This is a genomic window from Collinsella sp. LCP21S3_C7, assembly GCF_052118485.1.
Lineage (GTDB): Bacteria > Actinomycetota > Coriobacteriia > Coriobacteriales > Coriobacteriaceae > Collinsella.
This window is the reverse complement of the sequence record NZ_JBQKHC010000001.1, coordinates 117,472-142,644: the sequence shown is the minus strand read 5'-3', so window position 1 is coordinate 142,644 and position 25,173 is coordinate 117,472. Positions and strand designations below refer to the sequence as shown.

At 60.4% G+C, this 25,173-nt stretch carries 18 protein-coding genes; 13 read left to right on the top strand and 5 right to left on the bottom strand.

Annotated elements, in window-relative coordinates:
* Positions 1–355: 355 nt before the first annotated feature.
* The 3 genes from ACTQ1E_RS00675 to ACTQ1E_RS00665 form a co-directional block, all read right to left on the bottom strand.
* A complete protein-coding gene (locus ACTQ1E_RS00675) occupies positions 356–1,357 on the bottom strand; it encodes a P1 family peptidase (protein ID WP_441564383.1) in 1,002 nt (333 codons plus the stop codon).
* 100 nt (positions 1,358–1,457) lie between these two features.
* On the bottom strand, positions 1,458–2,039 hold the full coding sequence (locus tag ACTQ1E_RS00670) for a Maf family protein (RefSeq protein WP_154517256.1): 582 nt from the start codon (positions 2,037–2,039) through the stop codon (positions 1,458–1,460).
* Positions 2,036–2,578, bottom strand: a complete 543-nt coding sequence (locus tag ACTQ1E_RS00665; protein ID WP_427718432.1) for a DJ-1 family glyoxalase III — start codon at positions 2,576–2,578, stop codon at positions 2,036–2,038. The genes ACTQ1E_RS00670 and ACTQ1E_RS00665 overlap by 4 nt, the downstream gene beginning before the upstream one ends.
* Positions 2,579–3,158: 580 nt before the next feature.
* On the opposite strand from ACTQ1E_RS00665, the gene ACTQ1E_RS00660 reads away from it, so the two are divergent.
* The 3 genes from ACTQ1E_RS00660 to ACTQ1E_RS00650 all read left to right on the top strand — a co-directional run bounded on the left by ACTQ1E_RS00660 (position 3,159) and on the right by ACTQ1E_RS00650 (position 7,173).
* Complete coding sequence (locus tag ACTQ1E_RS00660; protein ID WP_441564382.1) at positions 3,159–4,139, top strand: EamA/RhaT family transporter; 981 nt, start codon at positions 3,159–3,161, stop codon at positions 4,137–4,139.
* Positions 4,140–4,262: 123 nt separating this feature from the next.
* Entirely contained in the window at positions 4,263–5,693 is a 1,431-nt protein-coding gene (locus ACTQ1E_RS00655; protein WP_441564381.1) for a 6-phospho-beta-glucosidase, read from the top strand.
* A 31-nt stretch (positions 5,694–5,724) separates the two neighbouring features.
* Entirely contained in the window at positions 5,725–7,173 is a 1,449-nt protein-coding gene (locus ACTQ1E_RS00650; RefSeq protein ID WP_441564380.1) for a PTS transporter subunit EIIC, read from the top strand.
* A gap of 252 nt (positions 7,174–7,425) precedes the next feature.
* On the opposite strand, the gene rlmD is transcribed toward ACTQ1E_RS00650, so the two are convergent.
* On the bottom strand, positions 7,426–8,754 hold the full coding sequence (rlmD, locus tag ACTQ1E_RS00645) for a 23S rRNA (uracil(1939)-C(5))-methyltransferase RlmD (protein ID WP_441564379.1): 1,329 nt from the start codon (positions 8,752–8,754) through the stop codon (positions 7,426–7,428).
* A gap of 86 nt (positions 8,755–8,840) precedes the next feature.
* The gene (gene ppk1, locus ACTQ1E_RS00640; protein ID WP_441564378.1) at positions 8,841–11,249 is read right to left on the bottom strand and encodes a polyphosphate kinase 1; all 2,409 of its coding nucleotides are present in this window, start codon (positions 11,247–11,249) and stop codon (positions 8,841–8,843) included.
* A gap of 549 nt (positions 11,250–11,798) precedes the next feature.
* Between ppk1 and arcA (ACTQ1E_RS00635) the strand changes: the two genes are divergently transcribed.
* From arcA (ACTQ1E_RS00635) to ACTQ1E_RS00590, 10 genes are all read left to right on the top strand, one after another.
* A complete protein-coding gene (arcA, locus tag ACTQ1E_RS00635) occupies positions 11,799–13,040 on the top strand; it encodes an arginine deiminase (protein WP_427719159.1) in 1,242 nt (413 codons plus the stop codon).
* A 261-nt stretch (positions 13,041–13,301) separates the two neighbouring features.
* Entirely contained in the window at positions 13,302–14,426 is a 1,125-nt protein-coding gene (locus tag ACTQ1E_RS00630) for an aminotransferase (RefSeq protein WP_441040929.1), read from the top strand.
* A 580-nt stretch (positions 14,427–15,006) separates the two neighbouring features.
* Positions 15,007–16,248 (top strand): arginine deiminase, encoded by a 1,242-nt coding sequence (gene arcA / locus ACTQ1E_RS00625; RefSeq protein WP_427719159.1) that lies wholly within the window; start codon positions 15,007–15,009, stop codon positions 16,246–16,248.
* A gap of 105 nt (positions 16,249–16,353) precedes the next feature.
* Complete coding sequence (gene argF, locus ACTQ1E_RS00620) at positions 16,354–17,349, top strand: ornithine carbamoyltransferase (RefSeq protein ID WP_154515223.1); 996 nt, start codon at positions 16,354–16,356, stop codon at positions 17,347–17,349.
* Between the two features lie 138 nt (positions 17,350–17,487).
* On the top strand, positions 17,488–18,975 hold the full coding sequence (locus ACTQ1E_RS00615; RefSeq protein ID WP_370450555.1) for a YfcC family protein: 1,488 nt from the start codon (positions 17,488–17,490) through the stop codon (positions 18,973–18,975).
* A 440-nt stretch (positions 18,976–19,415) separates the two neighbouring features.
* Entirely contained in the window at positions 19,416–20,897 is a 1,482-nt protein-coding gene (locus ACTQ1E_RS00610) for a DUF1846 domain-containing protein (protein WP_154515227.1), read from the top strand.
* Positions 20,898–21,090: 193 nt separating this feature from the next.
* Entirely contained in the window at positions 21,091–21,474 is a 384-nt protein-coding gene (locus ACTQ1E_RS00605) for a hypothetical protein (protein WP_441083418.1), read from the top strand.
* Positions 21,475–21,654: 180 nt separating this feature from the next.
* A complete protein-coding gene (locus ACTQ1E_RS00600) occupies positions 21,655–23,316 on the top strand; it encodes a CTP synthase (protein WP_441564377.1) in 1,662 nt (553 codons plus the stop codon).
* 2 nt (positions 23,317–23,318) lie between these two features.
* The gene (gene xerD, locus ACTQ1E_RS00595; protein WP_441041716.1) at positions 23,319–24,260 is read left to right on the top strand and encodes a site-specific tyrosine recombinase XerD; all 942 of its coding nucleotides are present in this window, start codon (positions 23,319–23,321) and stop codon (positions 24,258–24,260) included.
* Between the two features lie 463 nt (positions 24,261–24,723).
* The gene (locus ACTQ1E_RS00590) at positions 24,724–25,158 is read left to right on the top strand and encodes a division/cell wall cluster transcriptional repressor MraZ (RefSeq protein WP_035137949.1); all 435 of its coding nucleotides are present in this window, start codon (positions 24,724–24,726) and stop codon (positions 25,156–25,158) included.
* Positions 25,159–25,173: the final 15 nt, after the last annotated feature.

Below are 25,173 nucleotides of genomic sequence, written 5' to 3'. Positions count from 1 at the left end.
ATAGGTTGACTGGGCCCCTTGGCCTTTAGTTTGCTACTGCGAACAGTCCTGCTCGCACGGAAAGCACATTAAGTGCTTTCCGGCTCGTGCGGAACTTGTATCAAACTAAAGGCCAAGGGGCCTTTGCTATAAGAATCGTTTGTCAGGCTGCCTGAATTTGAAGATCTTGGACGCGCGGTACACAGGGGCCTGGGCTGAAAAGTTTTTAGTTGGTAGTCGGTCGGAGACGGGCGGGCGTTACGTTTGTCGCGAGTTCCGCATGCAAAGAAGGCCACTTAATGTGGCCTTCGTCTTGCATAGGACTGTAGAGCAGCAAACGTAACGCCCGCCCGCCTCCGACCGACGGTCGAGTGGATTACTTCGCAACGCCGGGGATGCCGTGAGATGTTTTGGCGGTTTTGGCTCCGTTTACGATGGCGGTTTCCAGGGCCCTTACGGCGAGCATGCCCAGCAGGTCTAGGGGAACGGCGGCGCTTGCCTGGCTGCCCAGCTTGCCGCTGGCAAGGGTGTAGATGGTGTCACCGTCGTTGGTGGTGTGTGTGGGGCGGATGGCGTGTGCATAGGCGTCTGCGGCCATCTGGGAGACCTTGGTGGCCTGGGCCTTAGTGAGCTCCACGTTGGTGACGATGCAGCTGATGGTGGTGTTGGTGCGGTCGAGTGGCATTTTCATAGAGCCGGCGGCGGCAAGGGCGGCGAGCTCCATGTCGACGATCTGGTCGCTATCGGCTGCGGCGCGCATGCCGGCCACCCACTCGCCGGTGGTCGGGTCGACCACGTTGCCACAGGCGTTGACCGAGACCACGGCGCCCACCTTGACGGTGCCGAGTGCCACGGCAGAAGCTCCAAGGCCAGCCTTCATGCAGGTGGCGGGCCCCATGAGCTTGCCTACGGTGGCGCCGGTGCCGGCACCTACATTGCCCTGCTCGAGTGTGGTGGGGGTATGGTCGAGCGCCTCGCGCACGGCGGCGATACCGGCCTCAATGTCGGGACGCACGGTGGGATCGCCAAAGGCGAGGTCGAAGATGCAGCTGGAACACACGATGGGCACTTGCGTGGGGCCGACGGGCAGGCCGATGCCGCGGCTCTCGAGTTCGCGGGCCACGCCGCTTGCCGCTTCGAGACCAAAGGCCGAGCCGCCCGAAAGGCAGACGGCGTGGACCTTATCGACGGTGTTCTCGGGACGCAGCAGATCGGTCTCGCGCGAAGCGGGAGCGCCACCACGTACGTCAACGCCGCCGATGGCACCCTCGGGCGCCACGATTACGGTGCAGCCGGTGCCGGCCTCCCCGTCTGTATAGTTGCCAAAGCAAAAGCCATCGACATCGCAAACGTCAATGGCTTCGAGCAGTGTGTCCATGTTTTCTCCTATCGGTTTTCCGCCGGGCCTTATGCTCGGTCGGGATCCGTACGGTACGGCAAAATTGTAGGCGCCGGGGGATACCCAGCGCCAGATGCAATTACGAGAGTTTTTGAATCGCGCGTGCGACGCGAGCGATGGGTAAGCCCACCACGTTGTAGAAGTCGCCCGAAATGTCATGCACGAGCATGCGGCCGCCTGTGCCCTGGATACCGTAGGCTCCGGCCTTGTCCATGGGTTCGCCGGAGGCAACATAGTGCCCGATCTGCTCCTCGGTAAGCTCATAGAACGTCACGTCGGTCACATCGACAAACGACAGACTTTCGGCGGCATGCGGAGCTGCAGCGTCGCCGGCTTTAACGATGCAGACGCCGGTTGCCACCTGGTGCGTGCGGCCCGAAAGCTCGCGGAGCATGGTGCGTGCCTCGTCCTCGTCTGCCGGCTTGCCCAAAATTTGCCCGTCAAAGGTGACAATGGTATCGGCTGCGACAGTCAGTTCGTTGGGTTCGGCGTGCTCGGAGGCAACGGCAGCGGCTTTGGCGCGTGCCAAGCGTTCGACAAGCGTAAGCGGAGCTTCGCCATCAAAAGGTGTTTCGTCGATATCTGCGGGAATTACGCGAACGTCATAGCCCGCCTCGCGCATCAGCTCTATGCGGCGCGGCGATTGCGAAGCCAAAATCATAGCTGGATGCCCTCGGCAACCTTCTCGACGGCCTTGTCGCCGGCGAGTGTGCGCAGCAGCTCCAAGGCAAAGGGAAGTGACTGTGCCATGCCGCTGGCAGTGATGATGTTGCCGTCTTGCGTGACCTTCTCGCCGGTATAAGCACCCTCGGGGAAGCTCTTCTCAAAGCCGGGGAAGCACGTGGCTCGGCGTCCCTCGAGCAGACCAAGCTCGCCCAGGATAAACGGGGCGGCGCAGATGGCGGCAACGTGCTTGGTTGCGGCGAACTCGCAGACTACATCGCAGACACGCTGGTCGGCGCGCAGGTTGGTGGCTCCGGGCAGGCCGCCGGGCAGCACGATGCAGTCGTACTCCTCAAAGTTGATCTCATCAAAGAGCGCATCGCAGGTCACGGGAATCTGCAGCGAGCTCACGACCTCGCGTGTGGGCATGATCGAGACGAGCGTGGCGCGCACGCCGCCGCGACGCATGACATCGACCATGGTCAGGCATTCAATAGTTTCAAAGCCATCGGCGGCGAGAACGGCAACGCTGGGCATGAGAATTCCTTTCGTAAGGCGGCATACAATTAGCCGTCTTATACCCCGAAGACCCATGCTTGCCACGCTCGATTTCCCAATGTTTAAAAAGGGACGGGGCTATTTTAGCTACCCCCACCCATCCTCAACAATCTCAATCTGTAACATCTAGACCCACTTTTGACCCCTAACTGTTACAGATCAAGACAAACGGAAACCGCCTCGACAAAACATCTAAATCTGTAACATCTACGGACCAAAACCGGGTCTTACTGTTACAGATCGAGACAGTCCCCAACGCACCGCCCCGTTCGGGGAACGACCGCCACAGGTACGGCGGGCAGAGACTCACTTTTTTCTCGGTTTTTCTTGACGGAATCTCACCTGTTGTAGTACTTTGTCTCAGTCTAAAAACGCGTGGACTTTTCTGGGCGCTAGCCACCTTTTTGCCACGCAACCGAGCAGTCGGTTGCGTGGCTTTTTTCGTCTTGGCAGCAGGTGCCACATGCACCGCCAGAAGACCGCACGAGCCCACCTTCCGACTGCAGGGAACAGACGCACGAGACGTGCATCTGCAAGACAGCAGACGGAAGGGAGCCTAATGGCAGGAACAAACACAATCAAGCAACAGGCCGCCGGGGCAGGAGCCACGGGCGCGGGACAGGCCAAGGCTGCGCTCCAGGTCTTTGCGGGCGGCGCCTGCTACGGCGCGATGGCCACGACCTACAAGCTCGCCTACGCCGCGGGCTTCACCTCGGCGCAGGTGGTGGCGAGCCAGGCGTGGTTCGGCTGCCTCTTCTTCGCTCTCGCCACACTCGCGGGCCACGCACTCGGGCACCGATGGCAGCGCGTGGGCTGGAAGCTCGCCCTTAAGCTCATGGGCCTGGGAGCCCTCACCTGCCTCACCTCAATCCTCTACTGCTACGCCATGAGCGTGCTGCCCGCCCCGGTGGCGCTCACGCTCCTCTTCCAGTTCACGTGGCTGGGGCTCCTGTGGCAGACCGTCATGACGCGCCGACCGCCGAGGGCCCTCCAAGTGGTCTCCGCCCTGGTCATCGTCTTCGGAACGGTGTTCGCCAGCGGCGTTTACAAGACCGGCATCGCCGGGTACGACCCCGTGGCCCTGCTCTGCGCGCTGGGGGCGGCCGTGTCCTGTTCCCTCTTTGTCACCCTCTCCGGCAAGGTCGAGGCCCCCTGCTCGTCCGAGCAGCGTGGCGTCATCGTATGCGCGGGCTCCGTGGTCATGTCGCTCACGGTGTGCCCAGACTACGTCGTCTCGGGCGTCCTCGCCCAGGGCATCCTGCCCTTTGCCGTCATCGCCGGCTTCTTTGGCATGCTCTGCCCGGTCCTGCTCTTCGGCATGGGCTCTCCGCACCTGCCCGCGGGCCTCTCCACTGTCATGGCCGCCGCGGAACTCCCCGCCGGCCTGCTCATCGCCATGATCGTCCTCGGCGAGCCGCTCGGCGTCGTCGAGTGGCTGGGCGTCGCCATCATCCTCGCCGGCGTGTGCCTGGCGCAGGTCCCCTCCCTGCTTGGAGGCCGGGAGGCACGTCGCACCGCCGCAGGACAAGCCGTCAGCTAGTCATCCCTTCACAGGCGGCCCGCGCGCATCAGGGAAAGGGCCACGGGCCCGGCGCGTGAGGTCGCAAGGACGTTATTAAAGCGTCCCCCGCAGAGGTGGGGACGCCAGAGAGAAGGAGGCACCATGCCATTTCCAAAAGGGTTCCTTTGGGGAGGAGCCACCGCCGCCAACCAATGCGAGGGAGGTTATGACGAGGGCGGCCGCGGCCTTGCCAATGTCGACGTCATCCCACACGGGCCGGAGCGCAACGACGTGAGTCGCGGCCTGAGGCGCATGCTCGACTTCGAGCTCGGGTACTACTACCCGGCCCAGACGGGCATCGACTTCTACCACCGCTACCGCGAGGACATAGCCCTCTTCGCGGAGATGGGCTTCAAGGTCTTTCGCCTCTCCATCGCCTGGAGTCGCATCTTTCCCAACGGCGACGAGGAGGAGCCCAACGAGGCCGGGCTCGCCTTCTACGAGGACGTGTTCCGCTGCTGCCGCGAGCACGGGATCGAGCCCCTCGTGACCATCACGCACTTCGACTGCCCCATACACCTCGTCAAGAAGTACGGCGCCTGGCGAAACCGCACCCTTATTGAGCTCTACAAGCGGCTCGTGACGGTGCTCTTCAACCGCTACCGCGGCCTCGTGCGCTGGTGGATCACGTTCAACGAGATGAACATGATCTTGCACCGCCCCTTCATGGGTGCCGGCATCGTCCTCGAGCCCGGGGAGAATGCCCGCGAGGCCGAGTACCGCGCCGCGCACAACGAGCTCGTGGCCAGCGCCTGGGCCACCAAGATCGCCCACGAGGTCGACCCGGAGAACAAGGTGGGCTGCATGCTCGCCGCGGGAAGCTACTACCCCTACTCCTGCCGCCCCGAGGACGTCCGCGCGGCGCAGGTCAAGAACCAGGAGGACCTCTTCTTCGTGGACGTGCAGGCGCGCGGGCACTACCCCGGCTACGCGCTCAAGATGCTCGAGCGCGAGGGCATCGACGTGGGCATGACCGCCGAGGACGAGCGCATCCTTGCGGAGAACACCGTCGACTTCATCTCGTTTAGCTACTACTCCTCGCGCTGCACCGCGGGCGACCCCGATTCCGTGGGCGGCGTCGCCGAGGGCAACGCCTTCGCCGGCGTGGAGAACCCCTACGTGCGCACGAGCGACTGGGGCTGGGTCATCGACCCGCTGGGATTCCGCATCACGATCAACGACCTCTGGGACCGCTACCAAAAGCCGCTCTTTGTGGTGGAGAACGGCCTCGGCGCCTATGACGAGGTGCTTCCCGACGGCACGATCGAGGACGACTACCGTATCGCCTACCTGCGCGAGCACATCGAGGCCATGCGCGACGCCATCGAGCAGGACGGCGTCGAGATGCTCGGCTACACCACCTGGGGGCCGATCGACCTCGTGAGCGCGGGCTCCGGCGAGATGGAGAAGCGCTACGGCTTCATCTACGTGGACCGCGACAACCTGGGCAACGGCACGCTCGAGCGCAGGCGCAAGAAGAGCTTCTACTGGTACCAACAGGCCATCGCCACCAACGGAGGCGACCTGGGCTAGCCGCCCGGGCAATATCACTAAGGAGAAAATAATGGCTGAAAAATACGACGATCTGGCCAGATCCATACTCGAGAACGTAGGCGGCGCCGAGAACGTCGCCAGCGTCGCGCACTGCATCACGCGCGTGCGTTTCAAGCTCAAGGACGAGTCCCGCGCCAACACGGCCAAGATCGAGGCCCTCAAGGGCGTCATCCAGGTCATCCAGGCCAACGGCCAGTACCAGGTGGTCGTGGGTAACATCGTCGAGGACGTCTACGACGCGGTCCTGGAGGCCGGTAACTTCTCGGGCGGCGCAAGCGCCGACGACGAGCCCCAGGGCGATAAGACCGTTGCCTCCGTCATCATCGACCTCATCTCTGGCATCTTCCAGCCCATCCTGGGACCGCTTGCCGCCGCAGGCATCATGAAGGGACTGCTTGCCCTCATCACCTACTTCGTCCCAGCCTTTGCAAACGACGGCCTCTACACGCTGCTCTACACCGTGGCTGACGGCTTCTTCTACTTCCTTCCCGTCGCCCTGGCGTTCAGTGCCGCGCGCAAGTTCCGCATGAACGAGTTCACTGGCGTGGCAATCGGCGTGGCGCTCCTCTACCCGACGATGGTCGCCCTGACCTCGGGCGAGGCGCTCGGCAGCATCGACCTCGGCGTGGCCGGCACGTTCTCGTGGTACGCCACCGCCCTCGGGGTCCCCATCATCATGCCCGTGTCCGGCTACGTGAGCTCGGTTATCCCCGTCCTTCTCATGGTGTGGTTCGGCTCTGTCATTGAGCGCTGGCTCAAGAGCTGGATGCCGGCTGCGCTCAAGATGTTCCTCGTCCCGCTCGCCACGATGACGGTCTCCATCGTCTTGGGCTACCTCGTCATCGGCCCGGTGGCCACCCTCATCACCAACCTGCTGAGCGCGGCGTTCTCGTTCATCTTCCAGCTTCCCGTGGTTGGTTCCGTCTTGGGCAGCGCCCTGGTCGGCGGACTGTGGATGTGCCTCGTCATCTTTGGCTTCCACTGGAGCCTCATCCCCATCTCCATCATGAACCTGAACACCCTCGGCCACGACAGCGTGCTCGCCGCCACCATCGGCCACGGGTTCGCGCTCGGAGCGGTCATCTTTGCCATGTATCTCAGAAACAAGGACGAGCGCTTCCGCGGCATCGCCCTTCCCGCGATGATCTCCGCCTTCTTCTTCGGCGTCACCGAGCCGGGCATCTACGGCATCGCCCTCCCCAACAAGCGCGCGTTCGTCGTGGCATGCCTGAGCTCCGCCGTGGGCGGCGCCATCGTGGGAATGACGGGCGCCCTCATGTACATCTCGGGTGGCCTCGGTGTCTTCAACCTGCTCAACTTCATCGACGGGACCCCTGGTGGCGCCGGAATCTCCCACATGATCTTCGCGATCATCGCCTCGCTCGTCTCTGCCGTTCTGGCCTTCGTCATCGAGTTCATCACCTACCGGCCCAACGACGACGAGGAAGGCGCCTGCTAGCTTGGGCCCTTCTCGACCAGCTCTATGTAGTTGAGGGCAGTTGAGGTGGGTGAGGGCCGAGGGCGGTCGAGGCGGCCGCCCTCGGTCCGGGACAACCTGCCAGAAGGCGTTTAGCTTTCTCGGGCGGCAGTTCAATGTCCAAGAAATGGGGGGCGGTTTAATTTCGGGACGGGGATTAAATAATCATTCGGAACAAATTTATTTTTATCCCCGTCCCAGAAAAATCATCGGGTGTGGTCTTGGGCAAACAGTCTAGTTGCGCTTGAGATGGACGACGGTTTCGCAGTGGAAGGTTTGCGGGAACAGGTCGACCGGCGTGATCTTGACGGGGGAGAAGGTGCCTTCCTCGACAAAGCGCTTAAGATCGCGTGCCAAAGTCGCCGGATCACAGCTCACGTAGGCCACGTCGCGGGCGCTCGTGCTGGCGATGAGGTCGATTGCCTCGGGTGCCAGACCTGCACGCGGCGGGTCGACCACCAGGACATCGGCATCCTGGTCGGGGAACTCGCGCACGGCATCGCCGCCGATGACATCGACGTTATCGAGCTTGTTGATCTCGAGGTTGCGGCGCAGGTCGCGCACGGCCGGGCCGTAGGCCTCGACGGCGGCAACAAAATCACAGCGGCGGGCGAGCGGCAGGGTAAAGGTGCCGGCGCCGCAGTACAGGTCCATGGCAAGCTCGTCTTCTTGCGGGTCGAGCGCCTCCATGGCAAGCTCGATCAAAATCTCGGCGCCCTTGGTGTTGACCTGGAAAAACGATGGGGCCGAAAGGCGCATCTGGCCGTCGGCGATGTTCTCGGTCCAGGAGCCCTCGCCGGCGAGCACCTCCACCTTGGAGACGCGGCGGGCCTTCTTCTCGCCCTTGCTCATGACGCGCACTACGCTCGTGGGGCGAGCGGCGTCTGCCAACACGCGCGAGACCTGCGAGCGCGGGAAGGAGCCCGTGGGCGTCCAAAGTGCGACCTCGAGTGCCTTGGTGCGACGCGAAGCGCGAATGCCCACGCGCTCCAGACCCAGATCGTGACTGCCGCTCAGATAGTTGAGCGCGCCGACGACCGATTTGAGCGCCTTGGGAAAACGCTTATCGAACAGCGGGCACGAATCTACGGTGACGATCTTGCTGGGATCGACGCCGTGCATGCCGAGGCGAACGCGGCCGTTAACGAGGGTGGGCTCCAGCTCAATCTTGTTGCGGTAGCCCCAGTCGTCCTTGGTGTGGCGGATGGGCTGGACAAGATCGTTGACCTGCTCGGGGGCGAACTTGCCAATGCGCTCGAGCGTGGAGCGCAGGTTTTGCTCTTTGGCGGCAAGCTGCGCGGTGCGCGAGAGATTGCCCCACGAACAACCGCCGCAGACGCCCACGAAGGGGCAGGGGGGCTGAATGCGATCGGGGCCCGGCTCCAGAATCTCGGTCGTGCGGGCGCGCATAAACGACTTGCCGTCCTGCACGATCTTGGCCTCGACGGTGTCGCCTGCCACGGCGCCCTGCACAAAGACGGCCTTGCCGTTGTCGGCGTGCGCCAGTCCGTCGGCGCCGTAGGTCATCGATTCTATGGTGAGCTTCATGTTCCTGCCTGTCATTCGCGGTATTGTTCGCAACCATGGTAGCAGTGAAAAGCGCCCCGTATTTGGGGTATTCCTCAAATACGGGGCGCTTCTACAAACGTCTATTTCGTCTTGCCGGTAATGAGCGTCTTAAGGCCTAGGCCGATCAGACCCAGTCCCATGCGCACACGACCGGGGCGATGGCGCTCGATGGTCTTGGTCTTGCCAGCGGGCTTCTCGCGGCGGGCGCCCTTCTCGGACGCGGGGTTGGCCGTCTGCGGTTGGGGCCGAGGAGCAGGCTCGGACTCAGGCTCTATGACGGTTGCCTGAACCTTCTGGACCTCGGGTGCGGCCGGCTGCGGTTCGAGCTCAGGCTTGGATGCGAGCGTAGGTTCTGCCTTGGCGACGGCCTCGGCGTTGCGATAGGCACGCTCCAGCAGAGCTTCCTGCGAGTTGAAGGGCTTCTCGCCTTCTTTGCGCTCCACGGGAATCCAGGTGCCGTCACTCGTCAGACTGCGTGCCTTCACGTTGTCGCGCAGCTGCATGCCCATGTACTCGTGCACCTGGGCGCGGCAGGTGGGGTCGAGCACGGGGAAGGCGATCTCCACGCGGTGCTCGGTGTTGCGCGTCATCATGTCTGCCGAGCTCAGGTAGATCATATCCGAGTCCACGCCAAAGGCATAGACGCGCGCATGCTCCAAAAAGCGTCCGACGATGGAGCGCACGTGCACGTTCTCGGTCTTGCCCGGAACACCGGGCTTGAGGCACGAGATACCGCGGATGATCATGTCCACGCGCACACCGGCACACGATGCCTCGGCGATCTTGTCGATGACCTCGCGGTCGGTAAGCGAGTTGAGCTTAAAGAACACGCGGGCGGGCTCGCCGACAAGGGCACGCTGAATCTCGCGGTCCAGGCCGCGCATGATGAGCGGCTTGAGGCCCACGGGCGCCACGCCCAGGAAGCGGTAGTCGCCGCGCAGGTTGCCCAGCGACAGGTTGCGGAAGAACAGGTTAGCGTCCTCGCCGATGCCGGGATGCGCGGTCATGAGCATAAAGTCGCTGTAGAGCTTGGCCGTCTTCTCGTTAAAGTTGCCGGTACCCAAAAGCGTCAGACGGGTAAGCGCCATGCCCTCGCGATAGGTGAGCTGGCAGATCTTGGAATGGCATTTAAAGCCCTCGGAGCCGTAGATAACGGTGCAGCCGGCTTCTTCCAGCCGCTCGGCCCATTCGATGTTGTTTTGCTCGTCAAAGCGGGCGCGGAGCTCCATGAGCACTGTAACCTCTTTGCCGTTTTCGGCAGCATCGATGAGCGACTCGCACAGGCGGCTTTGTTTGGCCACGCGGTAGAGCGTGATGCGAAGCGAGATGCACTCGGGGTCGTAGGCTGCTTCGTGCACCAGGTCCAAGAACGGATTCATGGTCTCGTAAGGGTAAAAGAGCAGCTTGTCGTGCTGCAGCACCTGATCGCGGATGGAGCGGGTCATATCGATGGTGGGGTTGGGCTGCGGCCTAAACGGCGTAAAGAGCAACTCGTTTCGTAGATGCTCGGGTATTTTGCCCTCAATGCCAAAGACATAGCCCAGGTTGAGCGGGATATCGCAGGTAAAAACCGAGCGGCGCGAAAGCTCGAGCGCTTTGCGGATGGTCTTGAGCGTTGGCTTTTCGAGCGAGCCCGATACGGCGAGCACCACCGGCTGCAGACGCAGGCGCTTCTTGAGGATGCGCTTCATGTGCTGGCGGTAATCCTCTTCCTCCTCGACGCCCTCGCCGTCCGGATCGATGTCGGCGTTGCGGGTGACGCGGATGAGCGCGCGGTCGAGCGGCTTATAGGAGCCGAAGCAGCTGTCCAGGCAGGCGAGGATGACGTCCTCGAGCAGAATGTAGGAGTAGGTGCCGGTGGGCGAGGGGATTTCGACCACGCGGTTCATCGAGGCGGGAATCTCGATAAGGCCCAGCAGGCTCTCCTCGTCGGTGATGCCGTCCAGGCCACAAGCCAGATAGAGCGCGCCGTTGCGCAGGTTGGGGAAGGGATGGCGCGGATCGATGACCAGCGGCGAGATGACCGGTGATACGTAGGCCTGGAAGTAGCGGGTTACAAAGGTATGTTCCTCGGGCGTAAGCGAATCGATGCGGGCGCGGTGAACGCCCAAAGCGTCGAGCTTGTCCTCGATGCTCTTAAAGATTGACTCCCAGCGGGTAAGGAGCCCGGGCAGCTCTGCCATGACAGCATCGACCTGTTCGGAGGCGGTCATATTGCTCTTGTTGTCGACGGGCTGTTTTTTGAGCTCTGCCAGATCGGACAAGCCGCCCACGCGCACCATGAGAAACTCGTCGAGGTTTGACTCGAAGATCGAGACGAACTTAAGGCGCTCGAACAGTGGCACAGACTCATCGAAGGCTTCGTCGAGTACGCGGTTATCAAAGCGCAGCCAGCTAAGCTCTCGATTTTGCGTATACGAGAAATCGCGCGGTTTCTTGCGCAGCTTGGCGGCGTTCTGCTTCTTTTCGATTTTGCTCGGCATATGCATCTGTCCGTTCAGTCCCTACAGGGGACGGTAGCCTAACACTATTTCTTATTGTCTCAATTTAGTCGACCTATGGCGCGGACGTATCGCGCGAACGGTATCTTTACCTACTTATTACGCTGACGATCCGAAGCACTAACGTCCGGTGCTTTGAGCAAGCGATCTATATCCTCACTCAACTGGTGAGAATGTATGAATAAGAATGATAGCAAGCTGAATATAATCGAATTTAGGTCGAATCGAGGACAAGCGTCATTTATATGCAGAAAACCGTTTTCGCTATGCAATTTTGAATCATGGATAACTTTGAGTGTTCAATCTTGATTTCCTAGAAAAATAACGTTTACCTAGGAAAATCTGCTTTATGAAACTGAAGTGCATCATGGGAAATCATATGCGATATACCGTTCATCGTACTTTGTTGACCGTTCGGGGGCGAGGTGGAATTGCGGGTGGAAATTGGATATAACTAGAGCTGTCAGCAAGCAGCGCTCCATACAGAGGGGCGCTGATACATTTGGCCAGTAAGGCCCGAAAGAAAGGTAGGAGGCCATGACGAAAGGTCTGCACGTGCCTTCCGAGATCGGCAAGCTCAGGAAGGTCTGCCTGCACCGTCCCGGCGACGAGCTCCTCAACCTGCCGCCCGACGAGCTCGAGCGGCTCCTGTTCGACGACGTCCCGTTCCTGGAGGTCGCGCAGCAGGAGCACGACACCTTCGCCCAGATCCTGAGGGACCAGGGCGTCGAGGTGCTCTACCTCGAGAACCTCGTCGCCGAGGTGTTCGACCAGGTCCCCGGCGCCCGCGCCGAGTTCACCGACCAGTACATCGCCGAGGCCGGCATCCGCGGGAAGCACATGCCGCAGATCGTCCGCGAGAAGCTGGACTCCATCGAGGACAACCTCGAGTTCGTCAAGAAGACCATGGCCGGCATGACCAAGGCCGAGATCGAGATGCCCCTCACGGCCTCCACGACCCTCGACTCCCTGGTCAACTCCGAGTCCGAGTCCGACCTGATCATCGACCCGATGCCCAACCTCTACTTCACCCGCGACCCGTTCGCGGTCGTCGGCGAGGGCGTCAACCTCAACCGCATGTACTCGGTCACCCGCAACCGCGAGACCCTGTACGGCAAGTACGTCTTCAAGTACCACCCCGACTACAAGGACGTCTCCCTGTACTTCCGCCGCGACTGCCAGTTCCACACCGAGGGCGGCGACGTGCTGAACATCAACGAGAAGACCCTCGCCGTCGGCATCTCCCAGCGCACCCAGGCCGCCGCTATCGACGTCATGGCCCAGAACATCTTCTGGAACTCCGACTCCAAGGTCGAGCGCATCCTGGCCTTCGACATCCCGGTCTCGCGCGCCTTCATGCACCTCGACACGGTCTTCACCCAGATCGACGTCGATAAGTTCACGATCCACCCCGCCATCATGGGCACCCTGCGCGTCTACGAGCTGACCGCCGGCAAGAACCCGGGCGACGTGAACATCCGCCTGATCGAGGACACCCTCGAGCACGTCCTGGAGGACGCCACCGGCGTCGACCAGGTCAAGCTGATCCCCTGCGGCGGCGGCGACCCGATCGCGGCCTCCCGCGAGCAGTGGAACGACGGCTCCAACACCCTGTGCGTCGAGCCCGGCAAGATCTGCGTCTACGCCCGCAACACCGTCACCAACGACGTGCTGTACAAGGAGGGCCTGGACCTTCTCGTCGTGCCCTCCGCCGAGCTCTCCCGCGGCCGTGGCGGCCCGCGCTGCATGAGCATGCCCTTCTGGCGCGAGGACCTCTAAGGTTTTCAAAGACCCGTACGGGTCTTAATACAAACATCTAGCTGCCATTAGATGTCTTCCAATGGGGCGGTGCGGGTTTTCGCACCGCCCCGTTCTTGTTTAATGAAGCTTAATTAACATCAGATAAGGCGGCCCATATGACCAGGGGCAGTCACGTTGATACCCCCCAACGGTGTCGGCTTCTTTGCCTTTTGGGCATCATCTCGATTCCCATGACCTTTGCCGGCATCATCCCCGTGTTCTAGCGATTGGAGCCTAGCCATGGATATCAAGACAATCGGCGTTGAGGAATGGCTCAACGTTTGGGAGAAGAGCGCTACGTGGGATATCGCCCAGTCGACGATCTCCTCGCTTACCATGGGCGAGTTGCGCGCGCTCGACGAGCAGGACGGCGCTACCTTCTACGAGCGCCTGGACCGCGAGAAGATGAACTACGGCTGGATCGAGGGCTCGCCCGACTTTAAGGCCGAGGTCGCCAAGCTCTATCGTCGCGAGGTCAATCCCGATCACATTCTTCAGACCAATGGCTGCACGGGTGCCAACCTCAACGCCATCATGGCCGTTGTCGAGCCCGGCGACCACGTGATTGCCGAGTGGCCTACCTATGCGCCGCTCTACGAGATCCCGCGTACACTGGGCGCCGAGGTCGAGTATTGGGAGCTTCGCGAGGAGCTCGGCTGGAAGCCCGATATCGAGGAACTCAAGCGCCTGGTTCGCCCCAACACCAAGCTTATCTGCATCAATAACGCATCGAACCCCATCGGTACGGTGCTTGATGCCGATACGCTCGGTCAGATTGCCGAGATCGCCCGTTCGGTGGGCGCCTACGTGCTGTGTGACGAGGTGTATCTGCCGCTCGAGAACACCGAGTCCTTTATGTCGATGGTCGACGTGTATGAGAAGGCCATTGTCACCAACTCGGTGTCTAAGACCTATTCGACGCCTGCAGCCCGCGTGGGTTGGGTCGTGGCCGACGAAGAGGTGTCCAATCGCATCCGTACCTATCGCGATTACACCATGATCTGCGGCGGCGTGTTCAACGATGCCCTGGCGACCTATGTGCTTGAGCACAAGGACAAGATTCTCGAGCGCAACCGCAAGATCGTGTCTGGCAATCGCGATATCGCGCAGGCTTGGATCGATACGCAACATCGCGTTTCCTGGACGGCCCCGCAGGGCGTGTCTACCTCGTTTATCCAGCTTGATATTCCCGAGGACGACGAGGAGTTCTGCAAGCGCCTGTTGTCCGAGAGGGGAGTGCTGCTGGTGCCCGGCAGCCGTTTTGAGCTTCCCTGCGGCGCACGCCTGGGCTACTGCGCGAGCGAAAATGTTCTTCGCGAGGGCCTGAGGCTTCTGGGCGAGGCTCTGGCCGAGTTCGATCGCTAATCCCTTGAGGCCCTCGAAGGACTAAACCTTACTTGGCCCTAGGTGTACCGAATGCAGACCCGCTCCCTTTTGGGGAGCGGGTCTGCATGTCTTTGCCGCCGGAAAAGTCAAGTTGTTACAAATGGGGACGCAAGATCGATCGGGTATTCGACGGGCCTTATACTAAGTTTCCGGTGAACGGTATCCAACGTCTGGTAAACGGTAATCTGTTTGCTAAAAATGAATAGGACAAACTTTTTTATGAATAAAAATTAAAATGGTTGAGAGACAGCAAGAATTGCGAATTCTATTCAAATCGTTGCACGAAATATGCAATCTGAGGGTGGTTTAACAAAGTTTAGTTCCATTTGATTTTTGGATTGAAAACGCGTTTAAGCACGTAAATAAACTTTATTAAATCAAAGTGTGCCATGCGTGAAGTATATGTGTATGCCGTTCACCCCCTATAAAAAACCGTTCGGGGGCAAGGTGGAAGTATGGGTTGATTTTGGATATAAATATGTCGTCAGCAATAACGCCTCACACGGAGGGGCGCTAACGAATCGGCCCTGACAAGGGCCCGAAAGAAAGGTAGGAGGCCATGACGAAAGGTCTGCACGTGCCTTCCGAGATCGGCAAGCTCAGGAAGGTCTGCCTGCACCGTCCCGGCGACGAGCTCCTCAACCTGCCGCCCGACGAGCTCGAGCGGCTCCTGTTCGACGACGTCCCGTTCCTGGAGGTCGCGCAGCAGGAGCACGACACCTTCGCCCAGATCCTGAGGGACCAGGGCGTCGAGGTGCTCTACCTCGAGAACCTCGTCGCCGAGGTGTTCGACCAGGTCCCCGGCGCCCGCGCCGAGTTCACCGACCAGTACATCGCCGAGGCCGGCATCCGCGGGAAGCACATGCCGCAGATCGTCCGCGAGAAGCTGGACTCCATCGAGGACAACCTCGAGTTCGTCAAGAAGACCATGGCCGGCATGACCAAGGCCGAGATCGAGATGCCCCTCACGGCCTCCACGACCCTCGACTCCCTGGTCAACTCCGAGTCCGAGTCCGACCTGATCATCGACCCGATGCCCAACCTCTACTTCACCCGCGACCCGTTCGCGGTCGTCGGCGAGGGCGTCAACCTCAACCGCATGTACTCGGTCACCCGCAACCGCGAGACCCTGTACGGCAAGTACGTCTTCAAGTACCACCCCGACTACAAGGACGTCTCCCTGTACTTCCGCCGCGACTGCCAGTTCCACACCGAGGGCGGCGACGTGCTGAACATCAACGAGAAGACCCTCGCCGTCGGCATCTCCCAGCGCACCCAGGCCGCCGCTATCGACGTCATGGCCCAGAACATCTTCTGGAACTCCGACTCCAAGGTCGAGCGCATCCTGGCCTTCGACATCCCGGTCTCGCGCGCCTTCATGCACCTCGACACGGTCTTCACCCAGATCGACGTCGATAAGTTCACGATCCACCCCGCCATCATGGGCACCCTGCGCGTCTACGAGCTGACCGCCGGCAAGAACCCGGGCGACGTGAACATCCGCCTGATCGAGGACACCCTCGAGCACGTCCTGGAGGACGCCACCGGCGTCGACCAGGTCAAGCTGATCCCCTGCGGCGGCGGCGACCCGATCGCGGCCTCCCGCGAGCAGTGGAACGACGGCTCCAACACCCTGTGCGTCGAGCCCGGCAAGATCTGCGTCTACGCCCGCAACACCGTCACCAACGACGTGCTGTACAAGGAGGGCCTGGACCTTCTCGTCGTGCCCTCCGCCGAGCTCTCCCGCGGCCGTGGCGGCCCGCGCTGCATGAGCATGCCCTTCTGGCGCGAGGACCTCTAAGTCTTTCCGTTTCCGGTGCGGTCCCCCTACAACCGCACCGGTTTCGCCCGTCAAACGGGCAACACGAATACTTGCGTAATTTATTTTTTCGAAAGGAAACGAACCATGGGTGTTAACCTCTCTGGCCGTAGCTTCCTCAAGCTCCTCGACCTCACCACCGAGGAGATCGAGTACCTGCTCAAGCTCTCCAAGAACTTCAAGGACATGAAGCGCGCTGGCGTTCCGCATCGCTATCTCGAGGGCAAGAACATCGTTCTGCTCTTCCAGAAGACCTCCACTCGTACCCGCTGCGCCTTCGAGGTCGGCGGCATGGATCTGGGCATGGGCGTCACCTACCTCGATCCGGGTTCGTCGCAGATGGGCAAGAAGGAGTCCATCGAGGACACCGCCCGCGTTCTCGGCCGCATGTATGACGGCATCGAGTTCCGTGGCTTTGCCCAGGACGACGTCGAGGAGCTCGCCGCTAAGTCCGGCGTGCCCGTGTGGAACGGCCTGACCACTGAGTGGCATCCCACCCAGATGCTCGCCGACATCCTGACCGTCCAGGAGAACTTCAACTACGACATCAAGGGCAAGACCCTCGTCTTCATGGGCGACTGCAAGAACAACGTTGCTCGCTCCCTCATGGTTGTCTGCTCCAAGCTCGGCATGAATTTCGTGGCCTGTGGCCCCGAGGAGTGCATGCCCGCTGACGACGTCATCGAGGCCTGCAAGCCCATCGCCGAGGCTAACGACTGCACCATCAAGCTGACCACCGACGTCAAGGACGGCGTCACCGGTGCCGACGTTATCTACACCGACGTGTGGGTCTCCATGGGCGAGCCTGACGAGGTCTGGGCCGAGCGCATCGCTCAGCTCACCCCGTATCGTGTCACCTCCGAGGTCATGGCTATGGCCAACCCGGGTGCCATCTTCCTGCACTGCCTGCCCAGCTTCCACGACACCAACACCACGATTGGCGCCGAGAAGTGCGAGCAGTTCGGCATTACCGAGCAGGAGGTCACCGACGAGGTCTTCGAGAGCCCCGCTTCCAAGGTTTTCGACGAGGCCGAGAACCGCATGCACACCATCAAGGCTGTCATGTACGCAACGCTCAAGTAAGAGCCTTTAAGCATTTCGCTCGGGGTGTATTGCTGCACACCCCGAGCGGTTTGTCTGGTAAATATCTTGCGTCGGGCGGTGGGCACGGCACGGAAGATCCGCTTCGCGCGAGAAAGTTAATTGATTTATGAAGGGGGGATGAGAACTATGACTGAGACCGCTAAGAAAAAGCGCGGTATGCCTTCATCGTTCACCATTCTTCTAGCTCTGCTGGCAATTGTTGCAGTGATTACCGTTATCGTCTCCGGCACGTCCGGCGGCGCTGTTACTGCAGCCCGCCTGAGCGATTTCTGCACCGCCCCGATTCTGGGCTTCGCTGACGCTCTGCCCGTCTGCCTCTTCGTTATGATCCTCGGCGGCTTCCTCGGTATGATGACCGAGACTGGCGCTCTGGACAACGGCATCGCCGTTCTGGTGCAGAAGCTTAAGGGCAACGAGATCATGCTCGTTCCTGTCCTTATGCTCATCTTCTCCCTCGGTGGTACCACCTATGGTATGTGCGAGGAGACCGTTCCCTTCTACGCCCTGCTCGCCGCTACCATGATGGCTGCCGGCTTCGACCCCATGGTCGGCGCCGCTACCGTCCTGCTCGGCGCTGGCTGCGGCTGCCTGGGCTCCACGGTTAACCCGTTCGCCGTCGGCGCTGCCGTCGACGCTCTGACCGGCGTTGGCATTGAGGTCAACCAGTCCATCATCATCGGCCTCGGTGCCGTCCTGTGGATTGTTACCACGGCCATTTCCATCTTCTTCGTCATGGGCTATGCCAAGAAGGTCAAGGCTGACAAGGGTTCCACCATCCTGTCGATGCAGGAGCTCAAGGACGCCGAAGAGGCTCACGGCAAGGCTGCTTCCGAGGTTAACAAGGAGGTCAAGCTCACCGGTCGTCAGAAGGGTGTTCTGATCGCCTTCGCCTTCACCTTCGTCGTCATGATCGTCGGCTTCATTCCGCTGGCCGACCTCAACGAGGGCGTTGCCAACTTCTTTGACGCTGGCGCTGTCTACGATGCCGACGGTAACACCGTCGTCCAGGGCTGGTCTGCCCTGATCACCGGCCTGCCCATTGGCCAGTGGTACTTCGACGAGGCTTCCACCTGGTTCTTCCTCATGGCTATCCTGATCGGTATCATCGGTGGCCTGTCCGAGAAGCAGATCGTTAACACCTTCATCACCGGCGCTGCCGACATGATGTCCGTTGTTCTCGTCATCGCCCTCGCCCGTGGCATCTCCGTCCTCATGGCCAACACCGGTCTCGACGTCTACGTCCTCGACGCTGCCGCCAGTGCCCTGGCTGGTCTGTCCGGCGTGATCTTCGCTCCCATGAGCTTCCTGGTCTACTTCGGCCTGTCCTTCCTGATCCCCTCGACCTCTGGTATGGCTACCGTCTCCATGCCCATCATGGGACCGCTGGCTGTTAAGCTCGGCTTCTCGCCCGAGGTCATGGTCATGATCTTCTCCGCCGCCATCGGTGTCGTGAACCTGTTCACCCCGACCTCCGGTGCCATCATGGGCGGTCTCGCCCTGGCCAAGATCGAGTGGACGACCTGGCTCAAGTTTGCCCTTAAGCTCATCGTCGTTCTCTCCGTCGTCTGCGCCATCATCCTGACCGTCGCCTGCGTGTTGATCTAAGTACCCAACGGGTGCCCCACGGAAACCTTGACGATCCTGTAGAGGATCACTTGGTCATCGTCTGTCCGGTGGGGTCAACCCACCGGTAGACTCCTACCTTTAGCCCCCTCCCGTTCCGTGCGCGGGAGGGGGCGCTCTTATGTTGCGCGGTTCTACGAACCGCGCAACCAGTTGACGCTGCGCGCCGCCCAGAATGACAAATTGTACGTTCTGGACGGCGCTCGCTGACTTATGCTCAACCTGCGATGTTGCCATTGTTGGTGCAGGGGAAGTGCGTTTGGGGCAGCTAATTTGGGACGGGGCTTTTTTGACTACCCTTTATGTGGGAGTAGTCAAAAAAGCCCCGTCCCAAATTAGCTGCCCCGGCCTCGTCGGTGGGGGAGGGTCTGCTCCGCTATAATCGCCTAGGACATTAAATGGAAACGGGACGGGAGCCATACATGCGCCAGGGTTTCGACAACGCGAAGTATATCGAGCTGCAGGCTGCTCACATTAAGGAGCGCATCTCGCAGTTTGGCGGCAAGCTGTATTTGGAGTTTGGCGGCAAGCTGTTCGATGACTATCATGCGAGCCGCGTGCTGCCGGGTTTTGAACCGGACAGCAAGTTCCGCATGCTCAAGAGCATTGCCGACGACGTCGAGGTCATCATCGCAATCAATGCTAACCATATCGAGAAGAACAAGGCCCGTGGCGACTTGGGCATTACCTATGACGAGGACGTCCTGCGTCTGGTCGATCTGTTCCGCGGGAACGGATTTGCCGTTGCCGCCGTGGTCATCACGCAGTATGCCGGTCAGCCCGCTGCCGACGTCTTCCGCAATCGTCTAAACGCGCTCGGCATTCCCGCCAAGCTGCACTATCCCATCGAGGGCTATCCGCACGATGTCGACCTGATCGTTTCTGATGAAGGCTACGGCAAGAACGAGTTTGTCGAGACCACGCGTCCGCTCGTTGTCGTGACGGCGCCCGGCCCTGGCTCGGGTAAGCTCGCCACCTGCCTGTCGCAGCTGTATCACGAGCACAAGCATGGCACCGCTGCCGGCTATGCCAAGTTTGAGACCTTCCCGGTCTGGAATCTCCCCCTCACGCATCCCGTGAACATTGCCTATGAGGCTGCCACGGCAGACCTCGATGACGCCAACATCATCGACTCGTTCCACCTTGAGGCATATAACAAGACCACGGTCAACTACAACCGAGACGTTGAGGCGTTCCCGGTTGTTCGCGCCCTGATGGAAAAGATCTTGGGCGAGAGCCCCTATCAGAGCCCCACGGACATGGGCGTCAATATGGTCGGTTTTGCCATTACCGATGACGATGCATGCCGAGATGCCTCCAAGATGGAGATCGTGCGCCGCTATTTTGCCGCGGTTGAAAGCGTGCGCCGTACTGGCGTGGGCGATGAGCAGGTCGACCGTCTCAAACTCATTATGAAAAAAGCCGGCATCGACAAGAACTATTCGCCGGCACGCTCGGCTGCTCTCACCAGGGAGCAACTGACGGGCGGTCCCGTGGGCGCCATGGTGATGCCGGACGGTTCGGTAGTGACCGGAAAGACCTCAACGCGTCTGGGTGCCGCGAGCTCGCTCATCATGAACGCGCTTAAGCATGTTTCGGGCGTCGATCTTGAGCTCGAGGTCATCAGCGATGAGGCGATTGAGCCTATCAGCAAGCTCAAGACGCATTTCCTTGGCAGCAAAAACCCGCGTCTCCACACCGACGAGACGCTCATGGCGCTCTCTATCACCTCGGCCACGAGCGAGACGGCTACTCGTGTTCTTTCGGGTCTTGAGCAGCTGCGCGGCTGCGACGCCTTCTTTAGCGTGATTATCTCGCCTACGGACGAGACGGTGCTGCGCAAGCTGGGCATTAACGTGTGCTGTGAGCCCAAGTTTGAGCGCCGCGGTTTCTTCCATCGCTAAGATTGAGATGAGACGCCGCATCGGAGTGCGCACTCGATGCGGCGCTTAGGGGTTTTTAGGGCTTAATTTGCCGAAATTTAGGCCGTTTACCTGCCCAAAAGCGATTTGCGCGGTATACAATTACCTCAGTGGATACATCCTTTGCGGGGCTACCCATGATGGATGTTGCCGGCCATCGAGGGATGCGCCGGTCATGCGCGGTGCTTTTGATGCTCGTGCTCGGTTTGAGGAGGCTGCCATGGCGGGCAAGGGTCGTGCGAGTGTCAACGATATGAAGCGTGTCGAGGTGCTGGTGCTGATGGAGATCGCTCGGCAATCTAAGGGAAACGGTGTGCCGTACGGTTTCTCGCGCAAGACACTCTCCGAGTGCGTAGGGGTTTCGCCGTATCGTGCCCGCGCTGCAATCGACCGTTTGGATTCTGAAGGCCTTATCGAGGTCGTTTCTCGTTATAACGATGATGGCGGCCAGCTTGCAAATGGCATATGCCTGACCGGGCGAGGCGAGTGGTACCTTAAGGGTGTTCGTGCCGGCATGCTTGTTCAAGATATGTTGAAGGATGAGACTGCCGATCGGTAACAACACGGCAGTTTCGACGAGCCTGCACCGCCCAAAGCTACTTGGGCGGTGTTTTGTTTCGAGATGGAGAAATGCGGGCATGCGGGTGAAAAATAGCGAGCGGCTTGCTTTTCGAGTATTACAATGAAGACCCGTAAGATGTGAATGGAAAACTTCTACGGGAAGCGCAGGTAATTCAATATGACCAAGCATGTGTTTGTAACCGGCGGCGTAGTTTCGTCCTTGGGTAAGGGCATCACTGCGGCCTCGTTGGGCCGTCTGCTCAAATCGCGCGGCTACAAGGTGACGATGCAGAAGGCCGACCCGTATCTGAACGTCGACCCCGGCACCATGAGCCCGTTTCAGCATGGTGAGGTCTTCGTGACCGAGGATGGCTACGAGTCCGACCTGGACCTGGGCCATTATGAGCGCTTTATTGACGAGAATCTGACCCGTGATTCCAACTTTACGACCGGCGCTATCTACAAGAGCCTGATTGCCCGCGAGCGTCGCGGTGACTTTTTAGGCGGCACCGTTCAGGTGATTCCGCACGTCACCAACGCCATTAAGGATAAGTTCCGCCGCATCGAGGAGCAGACCGGTTCCGACGTGGTCATCACCGAGCTGGGCGGCACGATTGGCGATATCGAGTCGCAGCCGTTCGTGGAGGCCATCCGCCAGTATCGTAAAGAGGCCGGTCCCGAGAACGTCTGCTACATCCACGTGTCGCTCGTCCCCTATATCGCCGCCGCGCACGAGGTCAAGACCAAGCCCACGCAGCATTCGGTCAAGGAGCTTCGCAGCTTTGGCATTCAGCCCGACATCATTGTGCTGCGTTCTGATCACCATATCGACGATGCCATCCGTGGCAAGATCGCAAGCTTCTGCGACGTCGATACCGACTGCGTCTTTACCAACGAAGATTGCGCGAGTATTTACGATGTGCCGCAGCTGCTCGCCGAGCAGGACTTTGACCTGCGCATTTGCGAGCGCCTGGGCTTGGACCCGCGCGAGCGCGACATGAGCGAGTGGAACGAGTTCCTGCGCAAACAGAATCATGCCAACCACCATGCCGACAAGGTCAAGATCGCCGTTGTGGGCAAGTATACCCAGCTCCCCGATGCCTACCTGTCGGTTATCGAGGCCCTGCATCATGCAGGCGTTTTCTATGATCGTCATGTGGACGTGCAGCTGGTCGACGGCGAGAGCCTCGACGAGCAGAACGTCTCCGAGGTGCTGGGCGACGCATCGGGCATTTTGGTGCCCGGCGGCTTTGGCAAGCGTGCCCTGGAGGGCAAGATTCTTGCTGCCGAGTTTGCTCGCGAGCATAAGATTCCGTATCTGGGCATTTGTCTGGGCATGCAGGTCGCCGTGTGCGAGTTTGCCCGCAACGTGGTCGGCCTTGCCGGCGCTAGCTCCTCCGAGTTCGATCCGGACGGTCCGTTTAGCGTGATTGACCTGATGAGCTCGCAGGAGGACGTGACCGAGAAGGGCGGCACCATGCGCCTGGGCGCCTATCCGTGCAAGCTCGCTGCCGATACCCTTGCGCGCGAGGCCTATGGCGAGGAGCTTGTCTATGAGCGCCACCGTCATCGCTTTGAGTTCAACAATGCCTTCCGCGACCAGCTCGAGGACTCGGGTTTGGTTATCTCGGGTCTTTCGCCTGACGAGCGTCTGGTCGAGATGGTCGAGCTGCCGCGTGACGTGCATCCGTGGTATGTGGCCACCCAGGCCCACCCCGAGTTTAAGAGCCGTCCGACCAAGCCGCAGCCTCTGTTCCGCGAGTTCGTGCGCGCCTCGATTGGCCAGCACGAGGGTGTCGATCGCCTGCAGGTGACGCCCATGAACCTCGCGACGGACTAAGGGTGTCAGCGAACGAAAGACATACCGAAGATACTCCCTCGTTGCTCGATACGGTGACGGGGGAGTATCTTGATTACCTTGCGGTCGAGCGAGGCTTGGCGCGCAATACGATCGCGGCATATCGTCGTGACTTGACGACTTACTGTTCCTACCTGGAGCGGGCCGGTGTTGAGTCCTTTGAAGGCGTGAACCGTCAGATAATAGAGGGTTTTGTCGGTGATCGGCGCGACGGGGGCTACTCCGATGCCTCGGTGGAGCGTGCAGTTGCGGCCGTGAAAGGTTTGCATGCCTTTTTGGTTCGCGATGGAATCGTCGCCCAAAACCCGACGGCTGCACTGCGCCTGCCCAAAAAGGCGGAGCGCCTTCCGGAGTGTCTCTCGGTAGGGGATGTCTCGGCGCTCCTCGACCAAGATTTCCCGGAAGGGGAGATGGGTTTGCGGGACCATGCCATTTTGGAAGTGCTCTATGGATGTGGCCTGCGCGTGAGCGAGTTGGTGGGGCTCGATGTGGGCGACGTCCATTTTGACGACGGCTTTGTGCTGGTGCGCGGCAAGGGCTCGAAGGAGCGGCTTGCCCCACTCGCGGGAAGTGCCGCACGGGCTATGGCTCAATATATTGCTGATGGGCGTCGGCGCCTGGCCGCTCATGCCCGCGGGTCAAAGACGCCGGCAGTCTTTTTAAATAAGAACGGTGGTCGCCTGTCGCGTCAGAGTGTTCACGTCATATGCGAGCGATACGGGCGTCAGGTGGGACTGGTGGGGCTTCATCCTCATACCTTGCGTCACTCCTTTGCGACCCATATGCTTGCGGGCGGTGCCGACCTGCGCGTGCTACAGGAGATTTTGGGACATGCCGACATTTCGACCACACAGGTCTACACGCATGTCGACCGCACGCAGCTGACCGAGGTCTACCTGGCGGCTCATCCGTTGGCGCATCGCTAGCGACTCTTTGACCTGCATATTTACAACTAATGGGGGACGGACCCCAGGTTGTCGTGACGCGGTTTTGTGCGCGTATCGGCAATCTGGGGCCCGCCCCATCTTTTGTCTTGCGCCGATGCGCCGGTGGGTCGCGCGTGACGTTGGTGGGGAAGTTTGGGGGGCGATGTGAACGGCGCGTAAAGGGACACAAAATTCGCCTCAAGGTCAACTTGAAGGTTGAGGTTGAAAGCCGGGCTGCTACAGATGGCATCCCGGCTTTGCTGTAAACACAACATGTTGTGTTTTCGAACATATGATCGAGGGTGTTTTACAGCACATAAAGGGTGGAGTGGTGGGGTGTTGTGGGGGAAGGTGTGGGGAAAGATGTTGAAAAATGGGGCAGTTCCCCATATTATTAATGACGTCGACAGGCGGGGTGGTTCCCCGCGTACGTGCCATCTGAGTAACCGAGGGGAGGGCGCACATGGGAATGACGGGTGCATACGAGCGCAATCTCGATGCAAAAGGTCGTCTGTCCCTGCCTGCACCCCTTCGCGAGGAGCTTGGAGAGCATGTTCGCGTGTTCAAAGCCCTGGATGTCGATGCTCTGTACGTGTTCTCTGCCGAGGCCTTCGATAAGTGGGTCGAAGGACTCTTCGCGGGTCGTGAGGGCCACGAGGGTTTTAACCCTCGTGACATCAACGACCAGAAACTCATGAGGGCGATCAACAAGCGCACCACCTCGATGGATGTGGACAGCGCCGGTCGTATCGGTCTTTCTGAGTCTCTCCGCAAGCAGGCGAACCTCGACCGCGAGGTCACGGTTGTGGGCAACTACGACCACCTCGAGGTTTGGGACCGTGCTACGGCCGATGAGGACGATGACGATGAGGCTCTGCTGGACCTCTTCTTCTCGTAAGGGCAAGGCATGAGT